The 25,984-nt window shown below is 59.6% G+C and carries 28 protein-coding genes; 12 read left to right on the plus strand and 16 right to left on the minus strand.

Annotated elements, in window-relative coordinates; all coding sequences use genetic code 11:
- The first annotated feature begins 29 nt into the window (after positions 1 to 29).
- The gene (locus LCH64_RS03125) at positions 30 to 812 is read left to right on the plus strand and encodes a PhzF family phenazine biosynthesis protein (RefSeq protein ID WP_226499478.1); all 783 of its coding nucleotides are present in this window, start codon (positions 30 to 32) and stop codon (positions 810 to 812) included.
- Positions 813 to 932: 120 nt separating this feature from the next.
- Here the strand turns inward: LCH64_RS03125 and LCH64_RS03130 are convergent, their stop codons facing one another.
- Both LCH64_RS03130 and argF read right to left on the minus strand, forming a co-directional pair.
- Positions 933 to 2,042 (minus strand): ABC transporter ATP-binding protein, encoded by a 1,110-nt coding sequence (locus tag LCH64_RS03130; RefSeq protein WP_027612071.1) that lies wholly within the window; start codon positions 2,040 to 2,042, stop codon positions 933 to 935.
- A complete protein-coding gene (gene argF, locus LCH64_RS03135) occupies positions 2,039 to 2,959 on the minus strand; it encodes an ornithine carbamoyltransferase (RefSeq protein WP_045122614.1) in 921 nt (306 codons plus the stop codon). Before argF ends, LCH64_RS03130 begins: the two co-directional genes overlap by 4 nt.
- 403 nt (positions 2,960 to 3,362) lie before the next feature.
- Here argF and LCH64_RS03140 point away from each other — a divergent pair, with 403 nt between their 5' ends.
- The 3 genes from LCH64_RS03140 (at position 3,363) to grxD (ending at position 6,335) form a co-directional block, all read left to right on the plus strand.
- Positions 3,363 to 3,653, plus strand: a complete 291-nt coding sequence (locus tag LCH64_RS03140) for a hypothetical protein (RefSeq protein ID WP_003227733.1) — start codon at positions 3,363 to 3,365, stop codon at positions 3,651 to 3,653.
- 137 nt (positions 3,654 to 3,790) lie between these two features.
- Entirely contained in the window at positions 3,791 to 5,896 is a 2,106-nt protein-coding gene (locus LCH64_RS03145) for a molybdopterin oxidoreductase family protein (RefSeq protein ID WP_103484889.1), read from the plus strand.
- Between the two features lie 97 nt (positions 5,897 to 5,993).
- Positions 5,994 to 6,335 (plus strand): Grx4 family monothiol glutaredoxin, encoded by a 342-nt coding sequence (gene grxD, locus LCH64_RS03150; RefSeq protein ID WP_003227729.1) that lies wholly within the window; start codon positions 5,994 to 5,996, stop codon positions 6,333 to 6,335.
- 192 nt (positions 6,336 to 6,527) lie between these two features.
- Here the strand turns inward: grxD and bfr are convergent, their stop codons facing one another.
- Complete coding sequence (bfr, locus tag LCH64_RS03155) at positions 6,528 to 7,001, minus strand: bacterioferritin (protein ID WP_003227727.1); 474 nt, start codon at positions 6,999 to 7,001, stop codon at positions 6,528 to 6,530.
- 200 nt (positions 7,002 to 7,201) lie between these two features.
- Positions 7,202 to 7,420, minus strand: coding sequence for a bacterioferritin-associated ferredoxin (locus LCH64_RS03160; protein WP_003227725.1), 219 nt, complete (start codon positions 7,418 to 7,420; stop codon positions 7,202 to 7,204).
- 313 nt (positions 7,421 to 7,733) lie between these two features.
- Here LCH64_RS03160 and LCH64_RS03165 point away from each other — a divergent pair, with 313 nt between their 5' ends.
- Complete coding sequence (locus tag LCH64_RS03165) at positions 7,734 to 8,336, plus strand: peroxiredoxin (RefSeq protein ID WP_003227723.1); 603 nt, start codon at positions 7,734 to 7,736, stop codon at positions 8,334 to 8,336.
- A 74-nt stretch (positions 8,337 to 8,410) separates the two neighbouring features.
- On the opposite strand, the gene rnt is transcribed toward LCH64_RS03165, so the two are convergent.
- The gene (gene rnt, locus LCH64_RS03170; RefSeq protein ID WP_003227721.1) at positions 8,411 to 9,088 is read right to left on the minus strand and encodes a ribonuclease T; all 678 of its coding nucleotides are present in this window, start codon (positions 9,086 to 9,088) and stop codon (positions 8,411 to 8,413) included.
- A complete protein-coding gene (gene pyrC / locus LCH64_RS03175; protein ID WP_226499479.1) occupies positions 9,085 to 10,131 on the minus strand; it encodes a dihydroorotase in 1,047 nt (348 codons plus the stop codon). The genes rnt and pyrC overlap by 4 nt, the downstream gene beginning before the upstream one ends.
- Before the next feature lie 160 nt (positions 10,132 to 10,291).
- Here pyrC and LCH64_RS03180 point away from each other — a divergent pair, with 160 nt between their 5' ends.
- Both LCH64_RS03180 and LCH64_RS03185 read left to right on the plus strand, forming a co-directional pair.
- Positions 10,292 to 11,200: an OmpA family protein gene (locus tag LCH64_RS03180; RefSeq protein ID WP_003227717.1), complete on the plus strand. Its 909-nt coding sequence runs from the start codon at positions 10,292 to 10,294 to the stop codon at positions 11,198 to 11,200.
- 129 nt (positions 11,201 to 11,329) lie between these two features.
- Positions 11,330 to 12,547, plus strand: a complete 1,218-nt coding sequence (locus LCH64_RS03185) for an argininosuccinate synthase (protein WP_201136701.1) — start codon at positions 11,330 to 11,332, stop codon at positions 12,545 to 12,547.
- 151 nt (positions 12,548 to 12,698) lie between these two features.
- Here LCH64_RS03185 and LCH64_RS03190 read toward each other — a convergent pair whose 3' ends face one another.
- Positions 12,699 to 13,382 (minus strand): hypothetical protein, encoded by a 684-nt coding sequence (locus LCH64_RS03190; RefSeq protein ID WP_226499480.1) that lies wholly within the window; start codon positions 13,380 to 13,382, stop codon positions 12,699 to 12,701.
- Between the two features lie 504 nt (positions 13,383 to 13,886).
- Between LCH64_RS03190 and LCH64_RS03195 the strand changes: the two genes are divergently transcribed.
- Complete coding sequence (locus LCH64_RS03195; RefSeq protein WP_003227711.1) at positions 13,887 to 14,513, plus strand: response regulator transcription factor; 627 nt, start codon at positions 13,887 to 13,889, stop codon at positions 14,511 to 14,513.
- Between the two features lie 86 nt (positions 14,514 to 14,599).
- On the opposite strand, the gene LCH64_RS03200 is transcribed toward LCH64_RS03195, so the two are convergent.
- The 8 genes from LCH64_RS03200 to metG all read right to left on the minus strand — a co-directional run bounded on the left by LCH64_RS03200 (position 14,600) and on the right by metG (position 21,642).
- Positions 14,600 to 14,779 carry a hypothetical protein gene (locus LCH64_RS03200; RefSeq protein WP_003227708.1) on the minus strand — a complete coding sequence of 60 codons (180 nt, stop codon included), beginning with the start codon at positions 14,777 to 14,779 and terminating at the stop codon, positions 14,600 to 14,602.
- 107 nt (positions 14,780 to 14,886) lie between these two features.
- Entirely contained in the window at positions 14,887 to 15,525 is a 639-nt protein-coding gene (nth, locus tag LCH64_RS03205) for an endonuclease III (protein ID WP_003227707.1), read from the minus strand.
- On the minus strand, positions 15,522 to 16,103 hold the full coding sequence (locus tag LCH64_RS03210; protein ID WP_226499481.1) for an Rnf-Nqr domain containing protein: 582 nt from the start codon (positions 16,101 to 16,103) through the stop codon (positions 15,522 to 15,524). The genes nth and LCH64_RS03210 overlap by 4 nt, the downstream gene beginning before the upstream one ends.
- Complete coding sequence (locus LCH64_RS03215; protein WP_226499482.1) at positions 16,100 to 16,705, minus strand: RnfABCDGE type electron transport complex subunit G; 606 nt, start codon at positions 16,703 to 16,705, stop codon at positions 16,100 to 16,102. The genes LCH64_RS03210 and LCH64_RS03215 overlap by 4 nt, the downstream gene beginning before the upstream one ends.
- Positions 16,702 to 17,685, minus strand: a complete 984-nt coding sequence (locus tag LCH64_RS03220) for an RnfABCDGE type electron transport complex subunit D (RefSeq protein WP_226499483.1) — start codon at positions 17,683 to 17,685, stop codon at positions 16,702 to 16,704. Before LCH64_RS03220 ends, LCH64_RS03215 begins: the two co-directional genes overlap by 4 nt.
- Positions 17,672 to 18,892, minus strand: a complete 1,221-nt coding sequence (gene rsxB / locus LCH64_RS03225; RefSeq protein ID WP_226499484.1) for an electron transport complex subunit RsxB — start codon at positions 18,890 to 18,892, stop codon at positions 17,672 to 17,674. The genes LCH64_RS03220 and rsxB overlap by 14 nt, the downstream gene beginning before the upstream one ends.
- Positions 18,889 to 19,458: an Rnf-Nqr domain containing protein gene (locus LCH64_RS03230; protein WP_103521088.1), complete on the minus strand. Its 570-nt coding sequence runs from the start codon at positions 19,456 to 19,458 to the stop codon at positions 18,889 to 18,891. Before LCH64_RS03230 ends, rsxB begins: the two co-directional genes overlap by 4 nt.
- 132 nt (positions 19,459 to 19,590) lie before the next feature.
- Positions 19,591 to 21,642, minus strand: coding sequence for a methionine--tRNA ligase (gene metG / locus LCH64_RS03235; protein ID WP_226499485.1), 2,052 nt, complete (start codon positions 21,640 to 21,642; stop codon positions 19,591 to 19,593).
- 319 nt (positions 21,643 to 21,961) lie between these two features.
- Here metG and apbC point away from each other — a divergent pair, with 319 nt between their 5' ends.
- Positions 21,962 to 23,056 carry an iron-sulfur cluster carrier protein ApbC gene (gene apbC, locus LCH64_RS03240; RefSeq protein ID WP_003227693.1) on the plus strand — a complete coding sequence of 365 codons (1,095 nt, stop codon included), beginning with the start codon at positions 21,962 to 21,964 and terminating at the stop codon, positions 23,054 to 23,056.
- A 131-nt stretch (positions 23,057 to 23,187) separates the two neighbouring features.
- Here apbC and LCH64_RS03245 read toward each other — a convergent pair whose 3' ends face one another.
- Positions 23,188 to 23,946, minus strand: a complete 759-nt coding sequence (locus LCH64_RS03245; protein WP_016773416.1) for an SDR family oxidoreductase — start codon at positions 23,944 to 23,946, stop codon at positions 23,188 to 23,190.
- A 164-nt stretch (positions 23,947 to 24,110) separates the two neighbouring features.
- Here LCH64_RS03245 and LCH64_RS03250 point away from each other — a divergent pair, with 164 nt between their 5' ends.
- From LCH64_RS03250 to LCH64_RS03260, 3 genes are all read left to right on the plus strand, one after another.
- A complete protein-coding gene (locus LCH64_RS03250) occupies positions 24,111 to 24,842 on the plus strand; it encodes a DUF2470 domain-containing protein (RefSeq protein WP_103484879.1) in 732 nt (243 codons plus the stop codon).
- A 65-nt stretch (positions 24,843 to 24,907) separates the two neighbouring features.
- The gene (locus LCH64_RS03255; RefSeq protein WP_108588858.1) at positions 24,908 to 25,384 is read left to right on the plus strand and encodes an FxsA family protein; all 477 of its coding nucleotides are present in this window, start codon (positions 24,908 to 24,910) and stop codon (positions 25,382 to 25,384) included.
- Between the two features lie 259 nt (positions 25,385 to 25,643).
- The gene (locus LCH64_RS03260; protein ID WP_003227685.1) at positions 25,644 to 25,937 is read left to right on the plus strand and encodes a co-chaperone GroES; all 294 of its coding nucleotides are present in this window, start codon (positions 25,644 to 25,646) and stop codon (positions 25,935 to 25,937) included.
- Positions 25,938 to 25,984: the final 47 nt, after the last annotated feature.

Consider the following 25,984-nt stretch of genomic DNA (forward strand, 5'->3'; position numbering starts at 1 on the left):
GCTCTGCCCACGGACTTAGGGAGAAGGTTATGCAGCTTGAGTTTTATCAAGTCGACGCGTTCAGCGATCGGCCGTTCAGTGGCAATCCGGCGATGGTTTATCGGCTCGATGCATGGCTTGCGGATGAGCTGATGCAGAAGATCGCCGCCGAGCACAATCTGGCGGAAACCGCGTTTGTGGTGCGCGAAGGCGCGGCGTGGCATATCCGCTGGTTCACCCCGACCACCGAGGTGCCATTGTGCGGGCATGCGACGCTGGCCAGCGCCTATGTGTTGTTCGAGGTCTACAAGGAAACCACCGAGCGGCTGGACTTCATCTGCAAGTCCGGGCCGTTGAGTGTCAGTCGTGAGGGCGATCGCCTGTGGCTGGACTTCCCTTCAATTGTGCCGTCAGAGATTGGCGTGACGCTGGATGTCGAGCGTGCGCTGGGCGTCGAGGCAGTGGATGTGCTCGGTTCCAACGAGTTGTTCGTGGTGCTCGACTCGGAGCAGGCGGTGCTCGACTGCAAGCCGGACATGGTCGCGCTGGCGAAACTGCCGTGGCTCGGTGCGATCGTGACGGCGCGCGGCAATCAGCACGATTTCGTCTCGCGTTATTTCGCTCCAGCGATTGGTATCAACGAAGATCCAGTCACTGGTTCGACGCATTGCAGCTTGATTCCGTACTGGTCGAAACGTCTGGGCAAATCCAGTTTGACCGCGTGCCAGCGCTCGGCGCGGGGCGGGGAGTTGTTCTGTCGGCTGGAAGGTGAGCGAGTGAAAATTGGCGGGAATGCGACGCTGGTGGCCAGCGGTACGCTGATTTTGGGCTGACCCAAAACCAATTGTGGGAGCGGGCTTGCTCGCGAATGCGCTGTGTCAGACGACCTCTTCGTTGACTGACACAGCGCATTCGCGAGCAAGCCCGCTCCCACAGTTCTGATCCGGGGCGGATCAGAGTGCAGCGCTGTAGCGGCGGACGCCGTTTTCCACAGCCGGGATTTGTGCCGCGGTGCTGCCGCTGGCCTGGAACAGGACGAGGTGTTCGGCGGCGACCCGAATCCCCACATCCGCACCGACCTGATGATCCGCATGGCTCGGGAAGATCGATTCCAGTTGCGCACCGGTCGGCAGTTGCAGGCGATACAGGGTCGAGGCGCCAAGGAACGTCTTGCCGACGATCCGCGCTTTCAACCCACTGTCCGGCGCATAAACAATGTCATCCGGACGCAGCAATACATCAACCGCACCGCCCACCGGCCAGGTGTAGGCCCGGTTGCCGCGTAGTTCGCCGAGTTCGGTCTGCACCGACTCCGGGCTGCCGAGCTGGCCGCGAATGAAATAACCCTGACCGATGAAGCTGGCAACAAACGGCGTGGCTGGCTCGTGGTAGAGGTTGTAGGGCGTGTCCCACTGCTCCAGACGACCTTCCTTGAACACGCCAACGTGATCGCTGACGGCGAAGGCTTCTTCCTGGTCGTGGGTCACCAGAATCGCACTGGTGCCACGGGCCTTGAGGATGTCACGCACTTCGTGGCTGAGCTTGCGCCGCAGTTCGCCATCGAGGTTGGAGAATGGCTCGTCGAGCAGCAGCAATTGCGGCTCCGGCGCCAGTGCCCGGGCGAGGGCGACACGCTGTTGCTGGCCGCCCGATAACTCGTGGGGGAAGCGCTTGCCGAGGTTCTTCAGGTTGACCAGTTCCAGCAGCTCTTCGGTTACGCGCTCCTTGTTCGGGTGCTTGCGGATACCGAAGGCGATGTTGTCCGCGACGCTCAGGTGCGGGAACAGCGCGTAATCCTGAAACACCATGCCGATCCGGCGTTTTTCTGGTGCCAGAGTGAAACCGGCGCTGGAGATGGTTTCACCTCCCAGGGTGATTTCACCTTCGTGCACCGGTTCAAAACCGGCAATCGCGCGCAGGGTGGTGGTCTTGCCGCAGCCGGACGAGCCGAGCAGGCAACCGATGTCACCGGCGTTGAGGTGCAGATTGAGGTTCTGCACCACGCGTTGATCTTGATAGCCGCAAGCGAGGTTGCGCAGGTTCAGCAGTAATTCATGGCTCATGCGTGGTGATATGCCGGTTCGACGAGGAACTCGAGCAGGGCCTTCTGTGCGTGGAGACGGTTTTCTGCCTGATCCCAGGCGACGGAGCGCGGGTCATCAAGCAGGTCGAGGCTGATTTCTTCACCGCGGTGCGCTGGCAGGCAGTGCATGAACAGCACATCTTCGGCCGCCAGATCGAGCAGGGCGCGGGTCACCTGGAACGGTGCGAACAGCTTCAGGCGCTTGGCAGTTTCCTCTTCCTGACCCATCGAAGTCCAGACGTCGGTGCTCACCAGATGCGCACCGCGCACGGCGTCCTGCGGATCGCGGACGATGGTCACACGATCGCCGGCGCGGGCGACGAACTCAGGATTTGGCTCGTAGCCTTCCGGGCAGGCGATGCGCAACTGGAAGTCGAACTGGATCGCCGCTTCTATATAGCTGTTGCACATGTTGTTGCCGTCGCCGATCCAGGCCACGGTCTTGCCCTGGATCGAGCCGCGGTGCTCAAGGAAGGTCTGCATGTCGGCCAGCAACTGGCACGGGTGCAGGTCATCGGACAGACCGTTGATCACCGGCACGCGCGAGTTGGCAGCGAATTCGGTCAGGGTGCTGTGGGCAAAGGTACGGATCATCACCGCATCGAGCATGCTCGACATGACGATGGCGCAGTCGCCGATCGGCTCGCCACGGCCCAACTGGGTGTCGCGCGGCGACAGGAAGATTGCCTGGCCACCGAGCTGGATCATGCCGGCCTCGAAGGAGATCCGGGTACGGGTCGAGGACTTCTCGAAGATCATCCCCAGGACGCGGTTTTTCAGAGGCTCGAACAGTACGCCGCGGTTACGCAGGTCCTTGAGCTCAACGCCTCGACGGATCACGCTGACCAGCTCTTCGGGCGTGCAATCCATCAGGGAGAGAAAGTGCCTTGCGCTCATCATTGACTACCTTTTTGCTACAAGCCGCAGATGCTCAAAGCCTTGTTTAACGGAACAACGGGCGAGACCTGCGGCGTAAGCCGCACGGGGCGACGAAATAGGGGGAGGCGCGATATTGACACTAAATGTCGCGTTACGCCAATAGGCTACGGTTTTTGCGGAATTTGCAGCGGCGACAGAGTGTTGCAGTCGCGCAGTAGAAGCCGGGTTGAGGCGTGTAACGGACTCATTTGTACACTGGCGCCGCGGGGCTTGGCAATCCGCTGTGGCGGGGATGGAGCAGGTCGGGTCGGTTTGCGACTGCCCGGCCATGGCTTCGCTTGGTCGGATGGCCGGTTGAAACATTTGCTAATGCAAAGTGCTGGGTTATAACTACCTTTCGAGCGACGCAGGAAGCCTCCGCATGGAATCGAAAGAACAATTGTTAATGGAATTGCTGGGCCACACGGCTCGCTCACTGACCCATCTCACCGCCTCGGTGACGTCAATGTCCTTCGAACTGCTGCGCAGCGAAGATGATGTGGTCAAGGCTGCCAGTCGCCAGATGATCGATCGCATGGCGACTATCAGCGCAGGGCTCGACGAGCACTGGCGACTGATCGGCGAACTCACCGGCGTGCACGTCGCCCACGAGCAGATCGAAACCATTCAGGAAATCCAGTTGCAGGCGCCGCCGCAGTTGCCGTCCAACTGAGCCTGACGAGCTATCGGCTCGCCTGATAGCCGTCGATTCACAAGACGAACGTCGCTGGCGTCGCTCCCGCACACGGGCCATAGTTTTGTTCCCGCAGGCACGCCCGTTGCCTGCCCAGAACAAGACAGAGACTGGCCATGACCAAGACTCTCCATCACCGTGCCTGCCACCTGTGCGAAGCCATTTGCGGCCTGACCATCGAGACCACCGAAACCGATGGCAACGTCGCGATCACCTCGATCAAGGGCGATGCCCTCGACACCTTCAGCCGTGGGCACATCTGTCCCAAGGCCGTGGCCCTGCAAGACATCCAGAACGATCCGGATCGCCTGCGTCAGCCGATGCGCCGGGTCGGCAGCGAATGGCTGCCGATCGAGTGGGACGAGGCCTTTGCGCTGGTGGCCGAGCGTCTGGCGGCGATTCAGGAGCGTCACGGCCAGAACGCGGTGGCGGTCTATCAAGGCAATCCGAGTGTGCACAACTACGGGCTGATGACCCACAGCAACTACTTTCTCGGCCTGCTGAAAACGCGCAATCGCTTCTCGGCGACCTCGGTCGACCAGTTGCCGCATCACCTGAGCAGTTACCTGATGTACGGCCACGGCTTGCTGCTGCCGATCCCGGACATCGATCACACCGATTTCATGCTGATCCTTGGCGGTAATCCGCTGGCATCCAACGGCAGCATCATGACCGTGCCGGATGTCGAGAAACGCCTTAAGGCGATTCAGGCGCGCGGTGGCAAAGTGGTAGTGGTCGATCCTCGGCGCAGCGAAACGGCGGCTATCGCCGATCAGCACTTGTTTGTGCGGCCGGGTGGCGACGCGGCGTTGCTGTTCGGGGTGCTCAATACCTTGTTCGAAGAAGGCCTGACCCGCGACAGTCACTTGCCCGTCGATGGCCTCGATGAAGTGCGTGCAGCCATCGCAACGTTCACTGCCGAAGCCATGAGCCCGCTGTGTGCGGTGCCGGCCGAGCAGATCCGCCAACTGGCGCGGGATTTCGCCGCGGCGCCGAGCGCGGTGTGCTACGGGCGCATGGGCGTTTCGACTCAGGCGTTCGGCACCTTGTGCCACTGGGTGGTGCAGTTGATCAATCTGGTCACCGGCAACCTCGACCGGGTCGGCGGCGCGCTGTGCACCGAGCCGGCGGTGGATCTGGTGGCGTCGACCTCGGGTGGGCATTTCAACAAGTGGCAGAGCCGGGTGTCCGGGCGGCCTGAGTACGGCGGCGAGTTGCCGGTGTCGGCGCTGGCCGAAGAAATGCTCACCGAAGGCGAAGGGCAGATTCGCGCACTGATCACCGTGGCCGGCAATCCGGTGTTGTCGACACCGAACGGCCGGCAACTGGAGCAGGCGCTCGATGGTCTGGAGTTCATGCTCAGCATCGACCTGTACATCAACGAAACCACGCGTTATGCCGACCTGATCCTGCCGTCGACCTCGGCGCTGGAGAACGATCACTACGACACCACGTTCAACCTGTTCGCGGTGCGCAACGTCACTCGCTTCAATCGGGCGATTCTCGCCAAGCCCGAGGGCGCATTACACGACTGGGAGATCTTCGTTGGCTTGGCCAAGGCGTTTGCCGAGAAGACCGGCAAGGAGCTGAAACCGACGATGCCGCCGGCGAAGATGATCGATATGGGGCTGCGCATGGGGCTGTATGGCGATGCTTCGGCGCACAAGCTGTCGCTGGCGACGCTGTTCGATCATCCGCACGGCGTCGATCTGGGCGCGCTCAAACCCAATCTGGCGGCACGCCTGAAAACCCCGAATCAACGGGTACAGGCTGCGCCACCGGAGATCCTCGCCGATCTCGCACGCTTTGCCGCCTTGCAGGCGCCGGCGGCGGATGAGCTGCTGATGATCGGCCGGCGCCATGTGCGCAGCAACAATTCATGGATGCACAATTACCATCGTCTGGTGAAGGGTAAGCCGCGTCATCAACTGCTGATGCACCCTGATGATCTGGCCAGTCGCGGGCTCGACGACGGGCAGTTGGTGCGCGTCAGTTCGCGGGTCGGGCAGATCGAAGTGGAAGTGCTCGGCAGCCTGGACATGATGAAAGGCGTGGTCAGCCTGCCGCATGGCTGGGGTCACGCGCGTCCGGGGGTGCAGATGGCGATTGCCAGCGGTCAGCCGGGGTCGAGCGCCAACGACCTGACCGATGAATGCCAGCTCGACGAGCTGTCGGGCAACGCGGCGCTCAACGGCGTGCCGGTGACGGTGGTGGCGGCTTGAGCATGTCTGTCGGGGAGACCGAGCAGGGCGCTCGGGATTCCGTTACAATGCGCCACCGTGCCGACCCATGAGTCGGAAAGTTCAGCCGAGGTGCTCCATGGATATCATCGAAACGATTAAAGAGCAGATTGCCAACAACACCATTCTGCTTTACATGAAAGGCTCGCCGAATGCCCCGCAGTGTGGCTTCTCCGCGAAAGCTGCGCAGGCCGTTATGGGCTGTGGCGAGAAGTTCGCCTACGTCGACATCCTGCAGAACCCGGAAATCCGCGCCAACCTGCCAAAGTACGCCAACTGGCCGACTTTCCCGCAACTGTGGGTTGGCGGTGAACTGGTTGGCGGCAGCGACATCATGGCTGAAATGTTCGCCAACGGTGAGCTGCAGACTCTGGTCAAGGAAGCATCGGCCAAGGCTGCTGCGGCCAAGTCCGAAGCCTGATCCGGCTTTGTGGGAGCGGGCTTGCTCGCGAATGCGGTGTATCAGAAAAATAGTAACTGACTGATACACCGCATTCGCGAGCAAGCCCGCTCCCACAGGGATCTGCATCTGATCCGGGATTTGCCAATAAAAAGCCCCGCACCTCGAAAGAGGGCGGGGCTTTTTGGTGTCGCGAGTTCAGCGGGTGCTAACTTACTCTTCGCCCATCTGCGATTGCAGATAGTTCTCAAGACCGACTTTATCGATCAGGCCCAGTTGGGTTTCCAGCCAGTCGATGTGTTCTTCTTCGGACTCGAGAATGTCTTCGAGCAGTTCACGGCTGCCAAAGTCGCCAACCGATTCGCAATGGGCGATAGCGGCTTTCAGATCGGCGTGGCCGGTCTTCTCGATACGCAGGTCGCACTCAAGCATTTCCTGGGTGTGCTCGCCAATGTGCAGCTTGCCTAGATCCTGCACGTTCGGCAGGCCTTCAAGGAACAGGATGCGCTTGATCAGCTTGTCCGCGTGTTTCATCTCGTCGATGGATTCGTGGTACTCGTGCTTGCCCAGCTTGTTCAGGCCCCAATCTTCATACATGCGCGCATGCAGGAAGTACTGATTGATCGCGACCAGCTCATTGGCAAGGATCTTGTTGAGATGCTGGATGACTGTAATGTCGCCTTTCATGATGGGAGTCCTGCCCTGTAATAGCTGTATATAAGGCGGAGTTTGAGCTTGGTACTTATAAGTGTCAAACCTAAGTTATTGAATAATAAATGAAATTAAATCTGAATAAGAATGTTTGTGTTCCGCGTCTAGCGCCTAACCAGTTGATTTACGGGCATAAAAAAACCGGACATAAGTCCGGTTCTTCGAAATTGGGGTAATTACGCCGCTGTAAATTCTACCGGATACGGGATCGCGGCCTGGGCGGTTTGCAGTTTGGTCAGGGTTTCGCGGACCACTTCCTTGGCCAGGCAGGCACATTTGCCGCATTGGCTGGCGACGCCGGTGGCCTGGCGGACTTCTTTATAGCTGCAGCAACCTTCATAGATCGCTTCGCGGATCTGTCCGTCGGTGACGCCAGTGCAGAGACAAACATACATAAGTGAGAACCGTCGCTGGTTGTGACTCAATTGCGATGGATCTTAATGTTAACGAGAATGATTGTCAAAGTGCTTTCTGAACGCTTTATGAACGAATCAGCGATGACTGACGAACGGTGCTTAATGGCGATTTGCCTGGCCCCGAAAATGCGGCACGGTTATCCGCTTTGGGCAAAAAACCGTTAAGGACAGGCGAAAAACGCAGTGTATGATGGTCGGCCCTTGCGAAGAGGGTTCGTGTCACAGGGCTGTCGCCTGAGGGTGGCAGGCTGGCCCGGACCCTGAACTTCAAGTTATTCACCAGGAGATATCCATGAGCGTACTCGTAGGCAAACAAGCCCCTGATTTCACCGTCCCGGCCGTACTCGGCAATGGCGAGATCGTTGACAGCTTCACCCTGTCCTCGGCCATCAAAGGCAAATACGGCCTGGTGTTCTTCTACCCACTGGACTTCACCTTCGTCTGCCCGTCCGAGCTGATCGCTCTGGACAATCGCATGGCTGACTTCAAGGCACGCAACGTAGAAGTGATCGCTGTGTCGATCGACTCGCACTTCACCCACAACGCCTGGCGCAACACCCCGGTCAACAATGGCGGCATCGGTCAGGTGAAATACACCATGGCTGCCGACATGAAGCACGACATCGCCAAGGCCTACGACGTTGAGTCCGAAGGCGGCGTGGCTTTCCGTGGCGCGTTCCTGATCGACGACAAGGGCGTTGTCCGCTCGCAGATCATCAACGACCTGCCGCTGGGCCGTAACATGGAAGAGCTGATCCGTCTGGTCGACGCTCTGCAATTCCACGAAGAGCACGGCGAAGTCTGCCCTGCCAACTGGAAAAAAGGCGACAAAGGCATGAACGCTTCGCCAGAAGGCGTTGCGGCTTACCTGACCGAGAACGCTGCTGCCCTGTAAGGCACAACGTCGAGGTACAAAAAAACCGGCCCACGTGGCCGGTTTTTTCATGTACGGGATTTGTCCGACGAGGATCAGTCGTCGAAGTCTTCCCAGCCGCCCATCTGTTTCCAGCGGTTGACGATGCCGCAAAACAGCTCGGCGGTCTTCTCGGTGTCGTAACGCGCCGAATGCGCTTCACGGCCGTCGAAGTCGATGTCGGCTGCCTGACAGGCCTTGGCCAGTACGGTTTGACCGTAAGCCAGACCGGCCAGCGTCGCGGTATCGAAGCTGGAGAACGGGTGAAACGGGTTGCGCTTCATGTCCAGACGCGCAACCGCAGCATTCAGGAAGCCAAGGTCGAAGCTGCTGTTATGGCCGACCAGAATCGCGCGCTTGCAGCCATTGGCCTTCAGCGCCTTGCGCACGCCACGGAAGATGTCGGTCAGCGCAGTTTCTTCGCTGACCGCCATGCGCAGCGGGTGATCGAGCTTGATCCCGGTGAACTCCAGCGCCGCCGCTTCGATGTTGGCGCCTTCGAACGGCTCGACGCGGAAGAAGTAGGTGTGATCCGGGTAGACGAAACCCTTTTCATCCATGGCGATGGTGGTCGCGGCAATCTCCAGCAGAGCGTCGGTGGCCGAATTGAAGCCACCGGTCTCTACGTCGACGACAACCGGCAGGTAACCGCGAAAACGTGCTGCCATTGGGTGACGGGAACCGCCGCCGCCACCTTGACCGTCCAGTTCGTCGTCGAAATGGTCTTCACTCACGCGTGTTCCTCCAGCAGGCGCCAGCGCAGTTTTTCACCGGCGCGCAGCGGGATAACGGTCAGCTCGCCAAATGGCAGGCTGGTCGGGGCGGTCCATTCTTCGCGAACCAGGGTGATGCGATCGGTGTTGGCCGGCAGACCGTAGAAGCGTGGGCCGTTGAGGCTGGCGAACGCTTCAAGCTTGTCCAGCGCGTTGCGCTGTTCGAAAGCTTCGGCATACAGCTCGATGGCGGCGTACGCGGTGTAGCAGCCGGCGCAGCCGCAGGCGGCTTCCTTGGCGTGCTGGGCGTGCGGCGCCGAGTCGGTACCAAGGAAGAACTTCGCGCTGCCGCTGGTGGCGGCATCGAGCAGGGCTTCCTGATGGGTATTACGCTTGAGGATCGGCAGGCAGTAGAAGTGCGGCCGAATCCCGCCTACCAACATGTGGTTGCGGTTGTACAGCAGGTGATGCGCGGTGATGGTCGCGCCGACGTTGGCCGAAGCCTCGCTGACGAACTGCACGGCGTCGCCGGTGGTGATGTGTTCGAACACCACTTTGAGCGTCGGGAAACGCTCGACGACACGGCGCATGTGCTCATCGATGAAAATCTTTTCGCGGTCGAAGACGTCGACATCGCCACGGGTGACTTCGCCGTGGATCAGCAGCGGCATGCCGACTTCGGCCATGGCTTCCAGCACCGGGAAGATCTTGTCGATGCTGGTCACCCCGGAATCGGAGTTGGTAGTGGCGCCGGCCGGGTACAATTTGGCAGCGTGCACGAAACCGCTGGCCTTGGCCTGACGAATTTCTTCGGGCTGGGTGCGGTCGGTGAGGTACAGCACCATCAGCGGTTCGAAACGACTGCCGGCCGGGCGGGCAGCGAGAATCCGCTGGCGATAGCCATCGGCTTCAGCGGCGTTGCGCACCGGTGGTACCAGGTTGGGCATGATGATGGCGCGGCCAAAGGTGCGCGCTACATCGGCAACGGTATTGGTCAACACGGCACCATCGCGAAGATGAATGTGCCAGTCGTCGGGACGCAGCAGGGTCAGGCGGTCGGACATGAGGGGATTCCAGGCGGGTCAAACTGAGGGGAATGCTACCGGAAAAGACTCTTGCAGGCACTCGCTATCAAGTTTTGCCGGAACCTTCCGATATCCCGTAGGTATGCCGTAAACATAGTGTGAATCGGTCTTTGTGTTACAGAAGCCAATGGAGCCTCCCGTGCGCCAGCGATATTTAGCCTTGCTCAGTGTGTTTGCCAGCCTCCCCGCGATGGCGCTCACCTACCAGACTCGTCTGGAGAACATTGAGTGGACGGTCGAGGGCGACAAGTTCGAGTGCCGCCTGACCCAGCCGATCACCGATTTCGGCTCGGGCCAGTTCGTGCGCAAGGCCGGCGAACAGGCGATATTCCGCCTCAATGCCTATAACGCCATGCTCGGCGGCGGTTCAGCGACGTTGCTTGCGGCGGCCGCGCCATGGCAACCGGGGCGCAACGACATCTACCTGGGCAGCGTCAGGATCGGCACCGGTAACGTGCTGTTCAACAGTTCGCAATCCCAGGCCGGCGGGCTGATCAGCGGTTTGCTGGACGGTCGCAGCCCGGTGGTGCGCCGTGCGTCCGGCGATGGCCGGGTTTCGGAAGTGCGCCTGCTGCCCGTCAAGTTCAGCAAGGCCTTCAACGATTACCAGACGTGTGTGGCGAAATTGCTGCCGCAGAATTTCGACCAGATCAAACAATCGCAGATCGGTTTCCCGGGGGAAGGTACCGACCTCGACGCCGCCGCTCGGGCCAAGCTGCAAGTGATGCTCGAGTACATGAAGGCCGATCCGTCGGTCAATCACATCGAACTCGACGGCCACTCGGACAACAGCGGCAACCGTCTTACCAACCGAGAGCTGTCGCGCCGTCGCGCGCTGGCGGTGGTCGATTTCTTTAAGGCCAACGGCATCGCCGAATCGCAGATCACCGTGCGTTTCCATGGCGAGCAATATCCTTTGGTGCCGAACACCAATGCCACTAACCGGGCGAAGAATCGCCGGGTCAGCGTGAAGCTGGCACGGGTAGCACCGACCACCGCGCCAGCGCCGCAAGCCAGCGCGCCTGCCAACGCCGCGGCGACTTCCTGACCCGCCGGTCATCGTCGCGCTCTCGACAGATTCTGTCGCTTTGTCGTCTTAAGCTGTCGCGCCTCTGTAAATTATCGTATTTGAGCGGTAGACTCCTCGGCTTTCCGTAGAACCCCGTGGAGTGATGGCATGGCGGACGTAAACAAGGTCGTTCTGGCGTATTCCGGCGGCCTGGACACTTCGGTGATCCTCAAGTGGCTGCAGGATACTTATAACTGTGAAGTGGTGACCTTCACTGCTGACCTGGGTCAGGGCGAAGAGGTCGAGCCGGCTCGCGCCAAGGCTCAGGCCATGGGCGTCAAAGAAATCTACATCGACGACCTGCGCGAAGAATTCGTGCGTGACTTCGTGTTCCCGATGTTCCGCGCCAACACCGTTTACGAAGGCGAGTACCTGCTGGGTACCTCCATCGCACGTCCGCTGATCGCCAAACGTCTGATCGAAATCGCCAACGAAACCGGCGCCGACGCCATTTCCCATGGCGCTACCGGCAAGGGCAACGACCAGGTGCGTTTCGAACTGGGTGCCTACGCGCTCAAGCCAGGCGTGAAAGTCATTGCTCCATGGCGTGAGTGGGACCTGCTGTCCCGCGAGAAGCTGATGGACTACGCCGAGAAGCACGCGATCCCGATCGAGCGTCACGGCAAGAAGAAATCTCCGTACTCGATGGACGCCAACCTGCTGCACATCTCCTATGAAGGCGGCGTGCTGGAAGACACCTGGACCGAGCACGAAGAAGACATGTGGCGCTGGACCGTCTCCCCGGAGAACGCTCCTGACACCCCGCAATACCTGGAACTGACCTACCGCAACGGCGACATCGTTGCCCTGGACGGCGTCGAAATGACTCCGGCCACCGTATTGGCAACGCTGAACAAGATCGGTGGTCAACACGGTATCGGTCGTCTGGACATCGTTGAAAACCGTTACGTGGGCATGAAGTCCCGTGGCTGCTACGAAACCCCGGGCGGCACCATCATGCTGCGCGCTCACCGCGCCATCGAATCGATCACCCTGGACCGCGAAGTCGCTCACCTCAAAGACGAGCTGATGCCGAAATACGCCAGCCTGATCTACACCGGCTACTGGTGGAGCCCGGAGCGTCTGATGCTGCAACAGATGATCGACGCTTCCCAGGTCAACGTGAACGGCGTGGTTCGCCTGAAGCTGTACAAAGGCAACGTGATCGTGACCGGTCGCAAGTCCGACGATTCGCTGTTCGACGCCAATATCGCGACCTTCGAAGAAGACGGCGGCGCTTACAACCAGGCCGACGCGGCGGGCTTCATCAAGCTCAACGCGCTGCGCATGCGCATTGCTGCCAACAAGGGCCGCAAGCTGTTCTAAGTGTCGCGGGCCTGTAAAGAAGTGGCGGCTTGTCCCAGTGACAAAGCCGCCATTTTTTTTTGTGGTTGTCTGACGTTAATCCGCAACATGTGTTGTTACGGTCAATTCCAGCATTTTCTTGAATGTCCACTTCAGGCATCTACTCTGCGTCTCATTCCCCCCTCAGCACCGTAGTACTTTGCGTGCTCACGTTATAAGCAACGAAAAGTTTGGCGCCTCCGTTTTTTTTCGCTTGTTTGACAAGGCTGAGAGTAATTTGCTTGAGCAGAGCGTCAGACGCTGAGTCGGTCAAAAATACCACTGCCTTGGCCGATTGCTTGCCAAGCTGAGGAAAGTGTTCGGCCAGCGCATTGAACGCCTGTGTGCTGTTCAGCGGACGTACATCGATGGCGCGCAACGTGCCCATGGATTTGGGCAGTTGGATGGTGTGCTCAATCCACGCTCGCTCCGGGCAGGATTCGTCAGCGCCGCACGGGTGGAGTGGCCGCTGGTCAATGCCACGTTCAGGTAGCGTCCGCTCCTGACCGCCTGGTGCTCCGCGTGCCGGGGACGAACAGGGGATATTCTCCGTCTGCTTCAACTCATCAAAGACTTTTAGAAAACTGTCGTCCTTGTCGAAGTCCGAGGGCGCATACAATGAACGGTAGTTGAAGTTCAGCGTTAAAAAAAACAGCAACAGCAAGTAAAACGGGAAGCTGATCAGGAACCAGATATAGACTTCTCTTTCATCGTTATCAAGAAAAGGCAGGGAGATGGCCGCCGACGATTCGGAAATAAATGCAAATATTGCAATTACCGTCATGGGGTTGGTGATTTTTTTTCTGATTTTTATCATGGTGTTTGCTCATTAAGTGTGTTTTTCCAATGTGTTTATTGAATGATGTCATGTGGGTGAAGTTTTGCGTCTGATGCTCTTTTTTATATTAAATAAAATTCGTTGGGTAGAAGTATCTTGTTTCAGACGTTGATTGTTCAAAGTGTGTAGTGGCGTTCTTGCCGTTGTTTTTATAATCGATTGTCAGCCTGAGGCTGTCCGGCCTCAGCAGTGTGCTGTCATGCAACAACAGCAATTCTTGCAGTTTCTTCTTGCGCGAGAGGCCATGGATCAGTGAGCCGGCTTGAGTTGCAATGCGTAGTATTTTTCACGTCCAAGGCGTGGTCAGAGAAACGGCCGGGGCTTGCCAATATCACCAGCGGCGGTTTTTTGTAGGAATAGTCTTTTTTTGGTGTAGGGAATGTCTTTGGCTGTGAGTGTGACGGAACTCTCTTGTGCCATGTCGGAAGTGACTAGGCTATTGTGCGGGTTCTAAAAATTCGAACAGCGAAACTGGACTTGCCCATGAATAAAGTGCTGATCGTGGATGATCATCCCGTCATTCGTCTTGCTGTGCGTATGCTGATGGAACGTCATGGCTACGAAGTTATTGCCGAAACAGATAATGGTGTGGATGCATTGCAACTTGCGCGTGAACAAATGCCGGATATCGTTATTCTGGATATTGGAATACCGAAGCTCGATGGCCTGGAAGTTATTGCCCGTCTGAACTCTACACCGATGCCATTGAAAGTTCTGGTGTTGACCTCTCAGGCACCCGGGCATTTTTCGATGCGCTGCATGCAGTCGGGGGCGGCAGGCTATGTCTGTAAACAACAGGATCTGACAGAGTTGCTCAGTGCGATCAAGGCCGTACTGTCCGGATACAGCTATTTTCCAAACCAGGCCCTGCATACCGTGCGAACCAGCCTCGGTAATGCCAGTGAGGCCGATATGGTAGACCGCCTTTCCGGGCGGGAAATGATGGTGTTGCAGCAATTGGCGCGGGGCAAGACCAACAAGGAAATCGCCGACGGCATGTTTCTCAGCAACAAGACGGTCAGCACTTACAAGACCCGTTTGTTATTGAAGCTCAATGCTCGGTCGCTGGTGGACCTGATTGAGCTGGCGCAACGCAACGGGCTGGTCTGATGGTCCTGCCTGCTGACGGATCATGGGCCGCTCGGTGTCGAACTCCTGGAAAGTAAAAAGCCTCCGGTTCGGGAGGCTTTCAAGTATCAGAGATCAAAATCGTAATCGGCCAATTGCTTTTGCAGTCGGCGCTCCTCAAGCAGGTTATCGATGGTGCGACGTTTGCTCAGATTGGTCTTGGCGACCTCGACGACAGGTTCGGCGTCGTCGGTTTCCACAACTGTGAAATCGTCATCTACGTCCAGTTGTTCTTTGGTGTCAGTCATAAGGTGAACTCCAGGCTAAGACTGCCTTTGGCGCTCCTTATATCGATATTCCTGCTGCGGGTAAAAAAGATTTTTTCAATCGACGAATCAATTATTCCAATAGTCAGTCAATCGTCCGAGGTTTTGTGTTTGTACTCGCACAAATCTTCGATCCGGCAGCTGCCACAGCGTGGCTTGCGCGCCAGACACACATAGCGACCATGCAGAATCAGCCAGTGGTGAGAGTCGAGCAGGTAGTCTTTTGGCACAAACTTCATCAACTTCTTTTCCACCTCGACCACATTTTTGCCCGGGGCAATGCCGGTGCGGTTGCTCACGCGAAAAATGTGCGTGTCGACCGCCATGGTCAACTGACGAAAAGCGGTATTGAGCACTACGTTGGCCGTTTTGCGGCCGACACCGGGCAGCGCTTCCAGTTCTTCGCGCGTCTGCGGGACTTCGCCATTGTGCAGTTCGACCAGCATGCGGCAGGTCTCGATCACGTTTTTCGCTTTGCTGTTATAGAGGCCGATGGTCTTTATGTATTCGGACAGCCCTTCGACACCCAGCGCGTGGATCGCCGCAGGGGTATTGGCCACCGGAAACAGTTTGGCCGTGGCCTTGTTGACGCCAACGTCGGTAGATTGCGCCGAGAGGATTACCGCGATCAACAACTCGAACGGCGAGGAATAGGCCAGCTCGGTCTTCGGCTCGGGGTTGTCTTCATGAAGTCTGCGGAAGATTTCCAGGCGTTTTGCGGCATTCATGGATGATGTGTTTCCTTGGAGAGAGCGTTCGAGCGGGTCCAGGCCTGGCGGGCAGCGAGCAGGAGTCCGAGCAGGATGAAGGCGCCGGGAACCAGGGTGAGCAGGTGCAGCCCGTCGCTGAACAGAACCAGTCCTTGCCAGTGCTCGGACAGAACACGACCGATGTGCCCCTGACCGAACAGTTCACGCAATACAGCCAGCGCCAGTAGCAGCGCGCTCGACAGGCCAAAAAACGTCAGGCGCTGGGCAAGCGCGTGACGAAAGAACCCATTGTATTCCAGCACCACGCATTGCAAGGCGATCAACCCGCCATAGATCCCGAGTGACTGTTGCCACTGCAACGCCCAGCGCTGCGCGAGGATATTGGCACAACTGGTCAGAGTGGCGGCCAGCAGCAGACTGGCCAGCAACAGGCTGTTGCCAGATAACCGCAAGCGCAGTGGGGCGATGCACACGCTGTAAATCCCCACAACGGCACTCGACATCAACAGCATGCCCAGCGCGCCAGCCAGTGTCGCGCTGGTGCCAAGCAGCAGCATCAGCGTCAAAGTGTTCGTCAGATTCGTCGGCCGGTTCATGATCCGGTCCCCAGCAAGATTGCCCGGTGCTCGTCAAAGTAGCGCAGAGCGTCATGGATGGCATTGAGAGTGGCCCGGGACGTAATGGTGGCGCCCGCCAGTTGATCGAACTGTCCCTGATCCTTTTTCAGTGCCCAGCCAGCGTCGTCAGGTGCGTTGCGCGACTTGCCGGTAAACGTCGCCAGCCACTGGTTCGGCCAGTCGCCGATGAGTCCGCCGAGCGCCGGTGTTTCGTTTTGCCGCAGGTTTTTTACTCCCAGCAGTCTGCCGTTGGCATCGATGGCGATCAGCAGTTCGATAGCGCCGGCATAGCCCTCGGTCTGCGTGCGTAACAACACCGCCACTGGCTGTCCGGATTTGCTTGCGCGGTAACCTGCCAGCAGCGTGCTGTGGCTCAACGTTGTATCAGTCAGCGCCAGCGGCTGCTCCAGCGGCTGATTGTCGTAGGCATCGGCCGCGAGCACATCCAGCAATTTGCGGCTGTCGAGCAGGCGTTGCTCGCTGGCAATCTGCGGCGCACTGACGCGCTGCACGACATAGGTCAAACCGAGACCGGCGCCGGCCAGCAGCACAAGGGTCACGACCGTAGCCGCGCGGTTCATGATTGCACCTGCGTCTGGCGGGCAGCGGCAAAACGCTCCAGGGCCGGTACACCGAGATTCATCAGCAACACGGCAAACGCGACACCGTCCGGGTAGCCGCCCCAGGTGCGGATCAGGTAGGTCAGCAAGCCGACACCCACGCCGAACAGCAGCCGGGCCAGCGGACTTTTGGCGCCGGACACCGGTTCGGTAATGATGAAAAACGCACCGAGCATGGTCGCGCCGCTCAGCAGATGAAACAGCGGTGAGCCGTGGGAATCGGAACCCGAGCCGTTCCAGCAGAGCAGGCTGACGACAAACAGGCTGGCCAGCATGCCGACCGGCGCTTGCCAGGCAATCACCCGGCGCTGCAACAGCCACAGCCCGCCAGCGAGAAACGCCAGATTGATCCACTCCGCACCGCGTCCACCGAAGCGGCCGAACGCCGAGTTGGCCGCGAACAGCTCATCCAGGGTCAGGCTTTTGTTGATGCGCAGACTGTCCAGCGCGGTGGCCTGCACCCAGGCGTCCGGCGCCTGACCCAGATTCAAGACTTGCGCAAAAGCGGCCTGCAGATTCATGCCATGTGCCGGCCAGTGGGTCATCGGTTGCGGGAACAGCAGCATTGCCAGGGCGAAACCGAGCATGGCCGGATTGAACGGATTCTTGCCGATGCCACCGTACAGATGCTTGCCGAACAGCAGACCTGAAGCTATCGCCGTAACGGTCAGCCACCACGGGCAATAGGGTGGCAGGGCGGCGGCCAGCAATGTCGCGCTGACCAGTGCGCTGCCATCGCTGAGCGTTGGTTGCAGTGGCTGTCGGCGCAGGCGGGCGACGCCAGCCTCGATCAGCAGCGCGGTGCTCGCCGCCAGGATCAGATTGATCAACACCCCCCAGCCGTAGAACCAGAACAGTGCCAGCAGCCCCGGCAGAGTGGCCAGCAGCACCCGCTTCATCGCCTGTTGCAGGCGATCATCCGGTGCCTCACGGGGCGACATGATCTTGCACCTGACGCTCGGCCGCCTGCAGGCGGGCGCGGGCCTTGTCGAGGGCTTCACTCGGCGTGTCGGCGCGGCGTTCGAGTTTGTTCAGGTCGGCGCGGGCGTAGGCCAGTTCGGTTTTCAACTGGCGAAGCTGGCTGTCGATCGGGCGCTTTTCTACGCGCACCAGATCAGGCGCAGGCTGTTCGCTTGCCGCTTCGGCAGCGTGAAGGGCCTGCTCGGCGTCATGCAGTGCCTGTTCCAGCGTGGCGATCTGCCCCGCTGGCGCTTCGGCGGTCTGAGCCTTTTTCAATTCGGCGCGACGCATGGCCAACTGGATTTTCGCCCGCTTCAGATCCGCGTCCTTCGCCGGAGCCGGAGCCGGGGCCGCAGCGGCTGGAGCAGCGGTGGCGCTGCTATCGAGTTTCGCCAGCGCCTGTTCGGCGGCTTCGAACTGCTGTTGCAACACGATCAGTTGCGATTGCTGTTCGAAGGTCGGTGGATGGCCGAAGGCTTTCAGCGATTTGTGCAATTGCGCACGGCTCATGGCGACGTCGATCTTGGCTTTTTTCAGCGCCGCGTCGGCGGTCGCGGCTTTCTGCGTGCGTACCCGTTCCAGAGCGGCTTGCACCGGGTCGAGGGTGGCCACCGCCGGTTGCGCTGCGCGCCGTGCCCGGGCTTCGCGCTCAGCCTGTTTCTGCTGTTCTTCGCGCTGCAGGCGGGCGTTGCGGCGTTCAAAACGCTTGCGCGCATGATCGCGTTTGGCCGTGCGCGCGCGCTGTTCTTCAAGGCTGGACGCCAGGCCACCGACCACCGGCAAGGTGCCGAGCGGCAGCGGATGCATCTCGATGCAATCCACCGGGCACGGCGCCACGCACAGGTCGCAACCGGTGCATTCGTCGATCAGCACGGTGTGCATCAGTTTCGCCGCGCCGACGATGGCGTCGATCGGGCAGGCCTGAATGCACTTGGTGCAGCCGATGCACTCGGCTTCGCGGATGTAGGCCACTTGCGGCGGTGCCGAGCCACGGCTGATGTCCAGTTCCAGCACCGGCACCTTCAACAGTTCAGCCAGGGCGGTAATGGTTTCGTCGCCCCCCGGCGGGCACTTGTTGATCGGTTCGCCATCGACGATGCCTTGCGCATAGGGTTTGCACCCGGGGTGGCCGCATTTGCCGCACTGGGTCTGCGGCAGGAGGGCATCGATGAGTTGAATCAGACTCATGTTTTGATCAGTCCACTGAATCCGAGAAAAATCACTGCAATCAGTCCGGCGCCGATCAGATCGATCGGCAAGCCGCGAAAGGGCAGAGGAATGTCGTTGTCCGCAGTGCGTTCGCGCAGGTCGCTGAACAGGCTCAGCACCAGCCAGAAACCCAGCCCGGCACCCAGGCTCAGCGCCGTTGCCTGCAGCAGGCCGCGATCATTTTGCGCATTGATCAAGGCCAGCCCCAGCACGCCGGCATTGCCCAGCAACAGCGGCCATAGCCCATCGAACGGCCAGTCAGGCAGCCCGCGAGCCAGCAGCTTCAGCAGCGGCGCGATCAGCAGCACACTGAGCGGCAAGAACACAAACAGCTGCAGTGCCTGCAATTGCAGCGGCACCAGCAGCCAGTGCCAGATCAGGTAACCGATGATGCCAACGCTCAGCATCAGGCACGCCGTCGCCAACCCCAGTGCATGCACCTGGCGCCGACTGCCGGCCAGCAGCGGATCGACGCCCAGCGGCCAGTGCAACACGAAGTTGTTGAGCAGGGCGGCACTGATCAGCGTAAGCGCAAGTTCGGTCATGGTTCTGCCGGCAGAAACGGGCGGATGTCACTCAAGGTTAGGCATTATCCGGCACCCGCGAAGGGTGGGCCAGATATGAAAAATCCCACAGGCCTGCAGAACATGCCTGTGGGATCGTTTTACCGCTGTGTCTTACTTGATGCGTTGACCCGGCTTGGCGCCGCTGTCCGGGCTCAGCAGGTAGATTTCTTCACCGCCAGGGCCGGCTGCCATCACCATGCCTTCGGAGATGCCGAACTTCATTTTCCGTGGCTTGAGGTTGGCGATCATCATGGTCAGGCGACCGTCGAGTTTCGACGGGTCCGGGTAAGCGCTCTTGATCCCGGAGAACACGTTGCGCTGCTCGTCACCGATGTCCAGAGTCAGGCGCAGCAGCTTGTCCGCACCCTCCACGTGTTCGGCCTTGACGATCAGCGCGACGCGCAAGTCGACGGCGGCGAAGGTGTCGAAGTCGATTTCCGGCGACAGCGGATCCTTGGCCAGTTCGCCATTGCCCGCAGGCGTGGCGGCGCCGGTATCGGTCTGGCTGGCGGTCAGGTCTTCTTTCGAGGCGTCGGTCATGGCTTGCACTTTTACCGGGTCGATGCGGGTCATCAACGGTTTGAATTCGTTCAACTGGTGGTTGGCCAGCAGCGTGGTGTGGTCGTTCCAGGTCAGCGGGGCGACGTTGAGGAAGGCCTCGGCGTCGGCGGCCAGCAGCGGCAGCACCGGTTTGAGGAAGATCACCAGTTGGCGGAACAGGTTGATGCCGGTGGCGCAGATCGCCTGGACTTCATCCTGCTTGCCTTCCTGCTTGTTCAACGACCAAGGCGCCTTGTCGGCGATCCAGGCGTTGGCGCGGTCGGCCAGGGCCATGGTTTCACGCATGGCGCGGGCGAAATCGCGGGCTTCATAGGCGTCGGCAATGCTTGGCGCCGCGGCGAGGAACGCTTCGGTCAGCTCTGGCGCAGCGTTGTTGTCGACCAGCAGGCCGCCGTTGCCCTTCTGGATGAAACCGGCGCAGCGGCTGGCGATGTTGACCACTTTGCCGACCAGGTCGGAGTTGACCTTCTGCACGAAGTCTTCGAGATTCAGGTCGAGGTCATCGACGCCACGGCCCAGCTTGGCCGCGTAGTAGTAGCGCAGGTATTCCGGCGACAGGTGATCCAGGTAAGTACGGGCCTTGATGAAGGTGCCGCGGGACTTGGACATCTTCTGGCCGTTGACGGTCAGGTAGCCGTGCACGTTGATCCCGGTCGGCTTGCGGAAACCGGCGCCTTCGAGCATCGCTGGCCAGAACAGCGCGTGGAAGTTGACGATGTCCTTGCCGATGAAGTGGTACAGCTCGGCGGTGGAGTCTTTGCCCCAGAACGCGTCGAAGTCCAGCTCCGGCGTGCGGTTGCAGAGGTTCTTGAAACTGGCCATGTAGCCGATCGGCGCGTCCAGCCACACGTAGAAATACTTGCCCGGCTCGTCCGGGATCTCGAAACCGAAGTACGGCGCATCGCGGGAGATGTCCCACTGCTGCAGGCCGGCGTCCAGCCACTCGGCGATCTTGTTGGCCACGGCGTCCTGCAGGGTGCCGCTGCGGGTCCAGGTCTGCAGCATCTGCTGGAAGTCCGGGAGCTTGAAGAAGAAGTGCTGGGAATCCTTGAGCACCGGGGTGGCACCGGAGATGGCCGACTTCGGATCCTTCAGATCGGTCGGGGCGTAGGTCGCACCGCATTTTTCGCAGTTGTCGCCATACTGGTCTTCAGTGCCGCATTTCGGGCAGGTGCCCTTGATGAAGCGGTCGGCCAGGAACATTTTCTTTTCCGGGTCGAAATACTGGGTGATCGAGCGCTGGGCAATGTGCCCGGCGTCACGCAGCTTCAGGTAGATCTGGCTCGACAGCTCACGGTTTTCTTCGGCGTGAGTGGAGTGGAAGTTGTCGAAGTCGACCAGGAACTCGGCAAAGTCGGCGCTATGTTCAGCCTGCACGTTGGCGATCAGTTGTTCCGGGGTGATGCCTTCCTTTTCCGCACGCAGCATGATCGCCGAACCGTGGGCGTCGTCGGCGCAGACATAGATGCATTGATTGCCGCGATGCTTCTGGAAGCGCACCCACATATCGGTCTGGATGTATTCCAGCATGTGGCCAAGGTGAATCGAACCGTTGGCGTAGGGCAGGGCGCTGGTGACGAGGATCTTGCGTGGTTCGGACATGTGGGGCTTCGCTACTTGATGAAACGGAGGTCGGCCACTATAAAGCGCTGGCGCATATTTTTCACCCTGTGCACCTGTTTCCGGATGACTTGAGCACAATAATTGTGGCGAGGGAGCTTGCTCCCGCTGGGTGGTGCAGCCGCCCCATCCCGGCAATGTCAGATAGACCGGATAAGCCTGATTGCGCCTGCTGCGCAGTCGAGCGGGAGCAAGCTCCCTCGCCACAAAGTCGAGTCGAAGCATAAATCGCCTGACCACAAATCAATCTGCGGGGTACGATACCCGCCATCTTTTCCCAGTCTTGTTATCGGAGTTGCCCATGAGTGCCGTCACTCGCGCAGCGGTGGAAGCCGTCCTCAGCCAATACACCGACCCTTACCTGAATCAGGACCCGGTCAGCGCCGGTTGCGTGAAGCACATCGAGATCGATGGCGACCGCGTCAAGGTTCAGCTGGAAATCGGCTACGCCGCCGGTCTGTTCAAGAGCGGCTGGGCGCAGTTGTTGCAACTGGCCATCGAAAACCTCGATGGCGTGACGATCGCCAAGGTCGAGGTCAATAGCGTGATCGCCGCGCACAAGGCTCAGGCACAGATCCCGGGCCTGGCCAACGTCAAGAACGTGGTCGCCGTGGCTTCGGGCAAGGGGGGGGTGGGCAAGTCGACCACCGCCGCCAACCTCGCGCTGGCGCTGGCCCGCGAAGGCGCCAAAGTGGGGATTCTCGACGCTGATATCTATGGCCCGAGCCAAGGAATCATGTTCGGCATCCCCGAGCGCACCCGCCCCGAGGTCAAGGATCAGAAGTGGTTTGTGCCGCTCAAGGCCCACGGTGTCGAAGTCATGTCGATGGCGTTCCTGACCGACGACAACACGCCGATGGTCTGGCGTGGGCCGATGGTCTCCGGCGCACTGCTGCAACTGGTTACGCAAACCGCGTGGGGCGACCTGGATTATCTGGTCATCGATATGCCGCCAGGCACCGGCGACATCCAGCTGACCCTGGCGCAGAAAGTCCCGGTGGCCGGCGCCGTGATCGTCACCACCCCGCAGGATCTGGCGTTGCTCGACGCGCGCAAAGGCGTGGAAATGTTCCGCAAGGTCAACATTCCGGTGCTGGGCGTGGTGGAAAACATGGCGGTGCACATCTGCTCGAACTGCGGACATGCCGAGCACCTGTTCGGTGAGGGCGGTGGCGAGAAGCTGGCGACCCAATATGGCGTCGAACTGCTGGCCTCGCTGCCGCTGTCGATGCTGATCCGCGAACAGGCCGATGGCGGCAAGCCAACGGTGATCGCCGAGCCGGACAGCCAGATTGCCATGGTCTACCAGGAACTGGCTCGCCACGTCGGCGCGCGCATTGTGTTGCAGGAAGCGGCGACGCCGGCGATGCCTAATATCAGCATCAGCGACGATTGATCATCGGTAACGCTGAAAACCTGTAGGAGTGAGCCTGCTCGCGATAGCGGATTAACATTCAACGAACATGTTGAATGAATGACCGCAATCGCGAGCAGGCTCACTCCTACAGTTGGTTTTGTGGTGGGGACTTAGATCCGCAACCCGCCATCCATCTCCAGAATCCGCCCGGTGTAGTAGTCGTTCTCGAAGATGTACGCCGCCGAATGGGCGATCTCTTCCGGCTTGCCCATGCGCTTGAGCGGAATACCCGAGGTCATCTTCTCCAGCGCTTCCGGCTTCATGCCCAGGGTCATCTCGGTTTCGATGAAACCCGGCGCAATGCCCGCCACACGAATGCCGTAACGCGCCAGTTCCTTGGCCCAGGTCACGGTGGCGGCGGCCACGCCAGCCTTGGCGGCAGAGTAGTTGGTCTGGCCGACGTTACCAGCGCGGGAGATCGACGAGATGTTGATGATCGCGCCGCTGTTCTTCAGCTCGACCATTTTCGCCGCCACTTCCCGAGTGCAGAGGAACACGCCGGTCAGGTTGACGTCGATCACTGCCTGCCACTGGGCCAGGCTCATCTTGGTCATTTCGCCGTCCTTGACCTTGAGCAGCAGGCCGTCACGCAGGATCCCGGCGTTGTTGATCAGGCCATGGATCGCGCCGAAATCTTCGGCGACCTGGGCGACCATGTGCTCAACCTGTTCTTCATTGGCCACGTTGCACAGATAGCTGCGCGCCTCGACGCCCTTGGCCTTGCAGGCTGCCACCGCGTCGTCGAGTTTTTCCTGATTGAGGTCGACCAGCGCGAGCTTCGCGCCTTTGCCGGCGAAATACTCGGCCATGGAACGGCCCAAACCCTGGCAACCGCCGGTGATAATGATTACTTTGTCGTTGAGTTGCATTCGCATGCCCCGATAGCCGGTCTGAGTGGTTTTTGTTATTGGCGACGCTCGATCCGTACCGGTTATGGACAGATTGCACATGAGCATTGCCCGATGGCGTGACCGGGACTTATCCCCAGGCGCCTGTCCGTTTTTTCGACGGATTCTATATAAGGAGTCATAAATTGAGCGTTGAAGCGGCCAAGAATGCCCGAGAATTGCTTCTCAAGGAATACCGTGGCGTATTGTCGACCCACTCCAAATCGATGCCCGGTTTCCCGTTTGGCTCAGTGGTGCCGTATTGCCTGGATGAGCAGGGCCGCCCGCTGATCCTGATCAGCCGCATTGCCCAGCACACCCACAACCTGCAGAAGGACCCGAAATGTTCGCTGCTGGTGGGTGAGCGTGATGCCGACGACGTGCAGGCCGTTGGTCGTCTGACCTATCTGGCCGAAGCGCAGAAGCTCGAAGAGCCGGCTGCCATCGAAGCCGCGGCCGAACGTTACTACCGTTATTTCCCCGATTCGCAGAACTACCACAAGGCCCACGACTTCGATTTCTGGGTGCTCAATCCTGTGCGTCATCGCTACATCGGCGGTTTCGGCGCGATTCACTGGGTCGATCAGCTGACCCTGGCCAACCCGTTCGCCGGCAAGGCTGAAATCAGCATGGTCGAGCACATGAACAGCGATCACGCCAAAGCCATCGCTCACTATGTGGAACTCAGCGGGCTGCCGAAAACCGAACCGGCGCAACTGGCCGGGATCGACAGCGAAGGCATGCACCTGCGCATCGGTCAGGCGCTGTACTGGCTGCCGTTTCAAGCGCCTTGTCATACGCCGATACAAGTGCGCGAAGCCTTGGTTTCTCTGGCTCACGCCGAGGTCTGGCCAAAAAATGCGGTGGCCGACGCTTGAATTCACGAAAGGGCGACGTCATCTAAGGCTTACTGCAAGGCATTTCTTGCGTTGAGGAATCTTTGATGCGCCCTTTTTTGTTGCTCTTTCTGCTGTTTCCGGTGCTGGAGCTGTTCGTATTCGTCAAAGTGGCAGGGGCTATCGGGTTTTTCCCGGCCCTGCTGCTGATCATTCTCGGCTCGATGTTCGGTGTGTTCGTACTGCGCGTCGCCGGTCTGGCAACTGCGCTGCGTGCCCGTGAAAGCCTGAATCGCGGTGAGTTGCCCGCACAGACCATGCTTGAAGGCCTGATGCTGGCACTGGCCGGTGGCCTGTTGATCCTGCCGGGCTTCGTCAGTGACGTGGTCGGTCTGGTGATGCTGCTGCCGTTCACCCGTCGCCTGCTGGCAAACAAGATGCGCCAGCGCGCCGAAGAACAGGCAATTCGTCAGCGTGCCTTCGCCGACGACCTGCAACCCCGAGGCGGTCCTGCACCGCGTCAGCCTCTGGGCCGCGAGGGTGATGTGATCGAAGGCGAGTTCGAACATCGCGACAGCAAGTAACCCCTGCATCGACACGGCACCTTCGGGTGCCGTTTCTTTATGCGCGGCATTCAAGGGGCAAATCGATGAAAAATTTTTGCCCCCCACCCTTGTAATAAGCATATGCGCCCTTATGTATCGGTCACCGAAAGGTTTCCGGCATTTGAGTCGGACAGACTTCCGCGGTTCGCTCGACGAATCGCAACCGGCGCAGGCCGGATTTGTTAAACCCGCCGGGACTACACCGGCCGATGAAAACCACAATTAGGAGAGATCGACAATGAAGCTTCGTCCTCTGCATGACCGCGTCGTCATCCGTCGCAGCGAAGAAGAAAAGAAAACCGCTGGCGGTATCGTCCTGCCAGGTTCGGCTGCTGAAAAAGCCAACCACGGTGTGATCGTCGCTGCAGGCCCAGGCAAGACTCTGGAAAACGGTGAAGTGCGTGCGCTGGCCGTTAAAGTCGGCGACAAGGTTGTGTTCGGTCCTTACTCCGGCAGCAACACTGTGAAAGTCGACGGCGAAGACCTGCTGGTAATGGCTGAGAACGAGATTCTCGCTGTACTGGAAGGCTGATTTCCCCGCTCATTTTCCCGTTACTACAAAGTATTTAAGGAATATCG

The sequence above is a fragment of the Pseudomonas sp. MWU16-30322 genome, from assembly GCF_020515535.1.
Lineage (GTDB): Bacteria > Pseudomonadota > Gammaproteobacteria > Pseudomonadales > Pseudomonadaceae > Aquipseudomonas > Aquipseudomonas fluorescens_H.

Excerpts from the sequence above, each read along its gene's own strand:
- LCH64_RS03125 (WP_226499478.1), top strand. The coding sequence starts at position 30 with ATGCAGCTTGAGTTTTATCAAGTCGACGCGTTCAGCGATCGGCCGTTC.
- LCH64_RS03130 (WP_027612071.1), bottom strand. The coding sequence starts at position 2,042 with ATGAGCCATGAATTACTGCTGAACCTGCGCAACCTCGCTTGCGGCTAT.
- argF (WP_045122614.1), bottom strand. The coding sequence starts at position 2,959 with ATGAGCGCAAGGCACTTTCTCTCCCTGATGGATTGCACGCCCGAAGAG.
- LCH64_RS03140 (WP_003227733.1), top strand. The coding sequence starts at position 3,363 with ATGGAATCGAAAGAACAATTGTTAATGGAATTGCTGGGCCACACGGCT.
- LCH64_RS03145 (WP_103484889.1), top strand. The coding sequence starts at position 3,791 with ATGACCAAGACTCTCCATCACCGTGCCTGCCACCTGTGCGAAGCCATT.
- grxD (WP_003227729.1), top strand. The coding sequence starts at position 5,994 with ATGGATATCATCGAAACGATTAAAGAGCAGATTGCCAACAACACCATT.
- bfr (WP_003227727.1), bottom strand. The coding sequence starts at position 7,001 with ATGAAAGGCGACATTACAGTCATCCAGCATCTCAACAAGATCCTTGCC.
- LCH64_RS03160 (WP_003227725.1), bottom strand. The coding sequence starts at position 7,420 with ATGTATGTTTGTCTCTGCACTGGCGTCACCGACGGACAGATCCGCGAA.
- LCH64_RS03165 (WP_003227723.1), top strand. The coding sequence starts at position 7,734 with ATGAGCGTACTCGTAGGCAAACAAGCCCCTGATTTCACCGTCCCGGCC.
- pyrC (WP_226499479.1), bottom strand. The coding sequence starts at position 10,131 with ATGTCCGACCGCCTGACCCTGCTGCGTCCCGACGACTGGCACATTCAT.
- LCH64_RS03185 (WP_201136701.1), top strand. The coding sequence starts at position 11,330 with ATGGCGGACGTAAACAAGGTCGTTCTGGCGTATTCCGGCGGCCTGGAC.
- LCH64_RS03190 (WP_226499480.1), bottom strand. The coding sequence starts at position 13,382 with ATGATAAAAATCAGAAAAAAAATCACCAACCCCATGACGGTAATTGCA.
- LCH64_RS03195 (WP_003227711.1), top strand. The coding sequence starts at position 13,887 with ATGAATAAAGTGCTGATCGTGGATGATCATCCCGTCATTCGTCTTGCT.
- LCH64_RS03200 (WP_003227708.1), bottom strand. The coding sequence starts at position 14,779 with ATGACTGACACCAAAGAACAACTGGACGTAGATGACGATTTCACAGTT.
- nth (WP_003227707.1), bottom strand. The coding sequence starts at position 15,525 with ATGAATGCCGCAAAACGCCTGGAAATCTTCCGCAGACTTCATGAAGAC.
- LCH64_RS03210 (WP_226499481.1), bottom strand. The coding sequence starts at position 16,103 with ATGAACCGGCCGACGAATCTGACGAACACTTTGACGCTGATGCTGCTG.
- LCH64_RS03215 (WP_226499482.1), bottom strand. The coding sequence starts at position 16,705 with ATGAACCGCGCGGCTACGGTCGTGACCCTTGTGCTGCTGGCCGGCGCC.
- LCH64_RS03220 (WP_226499483.1), bottom strand. The coding sequence starts at position 17,685 with ATGTCGCCCCGTGAGGCACCGGATGATCGCCTGCAACAGGCGATGAAG.
- rsxB (WP_226499484.1), bottom strand. The coding sequence starts at position 18,892 with ATGAGTCTGATTCAACTCATCGATGCCCTCCTGCCGCAGACCCAGTGC.
- LCH64_RS03230 (WP_103521088.1), bottom strand. The coding sequence starts at position 19,458 with ATGACCGAACTTGCGCTTACGCTGATCAGTGCCGCCCTGCTCAACAAC.
- metG (WP_226499485.1), bottom strand. The coding sequence starts at position 21,642 with ATGTCCGAACCACGCAAGATCCTCGTCACCAGCGCCCTGCCCTACGCC.
- apbC (WP_003227693.1), top strand. The coding sequence starts at position 21,962 with ATGAGTGCCGTCACTCGCGCAGCGGTGGAAGCCGTCCTCAGCCAATAC.
- LCH64_RS03245 (WP_016773416.1), bottom strand. The coding sequence starts at position 23,946 with ATGCAACTCAACGACAAAGTAATCATTATCACCGGCGGTTGCCAGGGT.
- LCH64_RS03255 (WP_108588858.1), top strand. The coding sequence starts at position 24,908 with ATGCGCCCTTTTTTGTTGCTCTTTCTGCTGTTTCCGGTGCTGGAGCTG.
- LCH64_RS03260 (WP_003227685.1), top strand. The coding sequence starts at position 25,644 with ATGAAGCTTCGTCCTCTGCATGACCGCGTCGTCATCCGTCGCAGCGAA.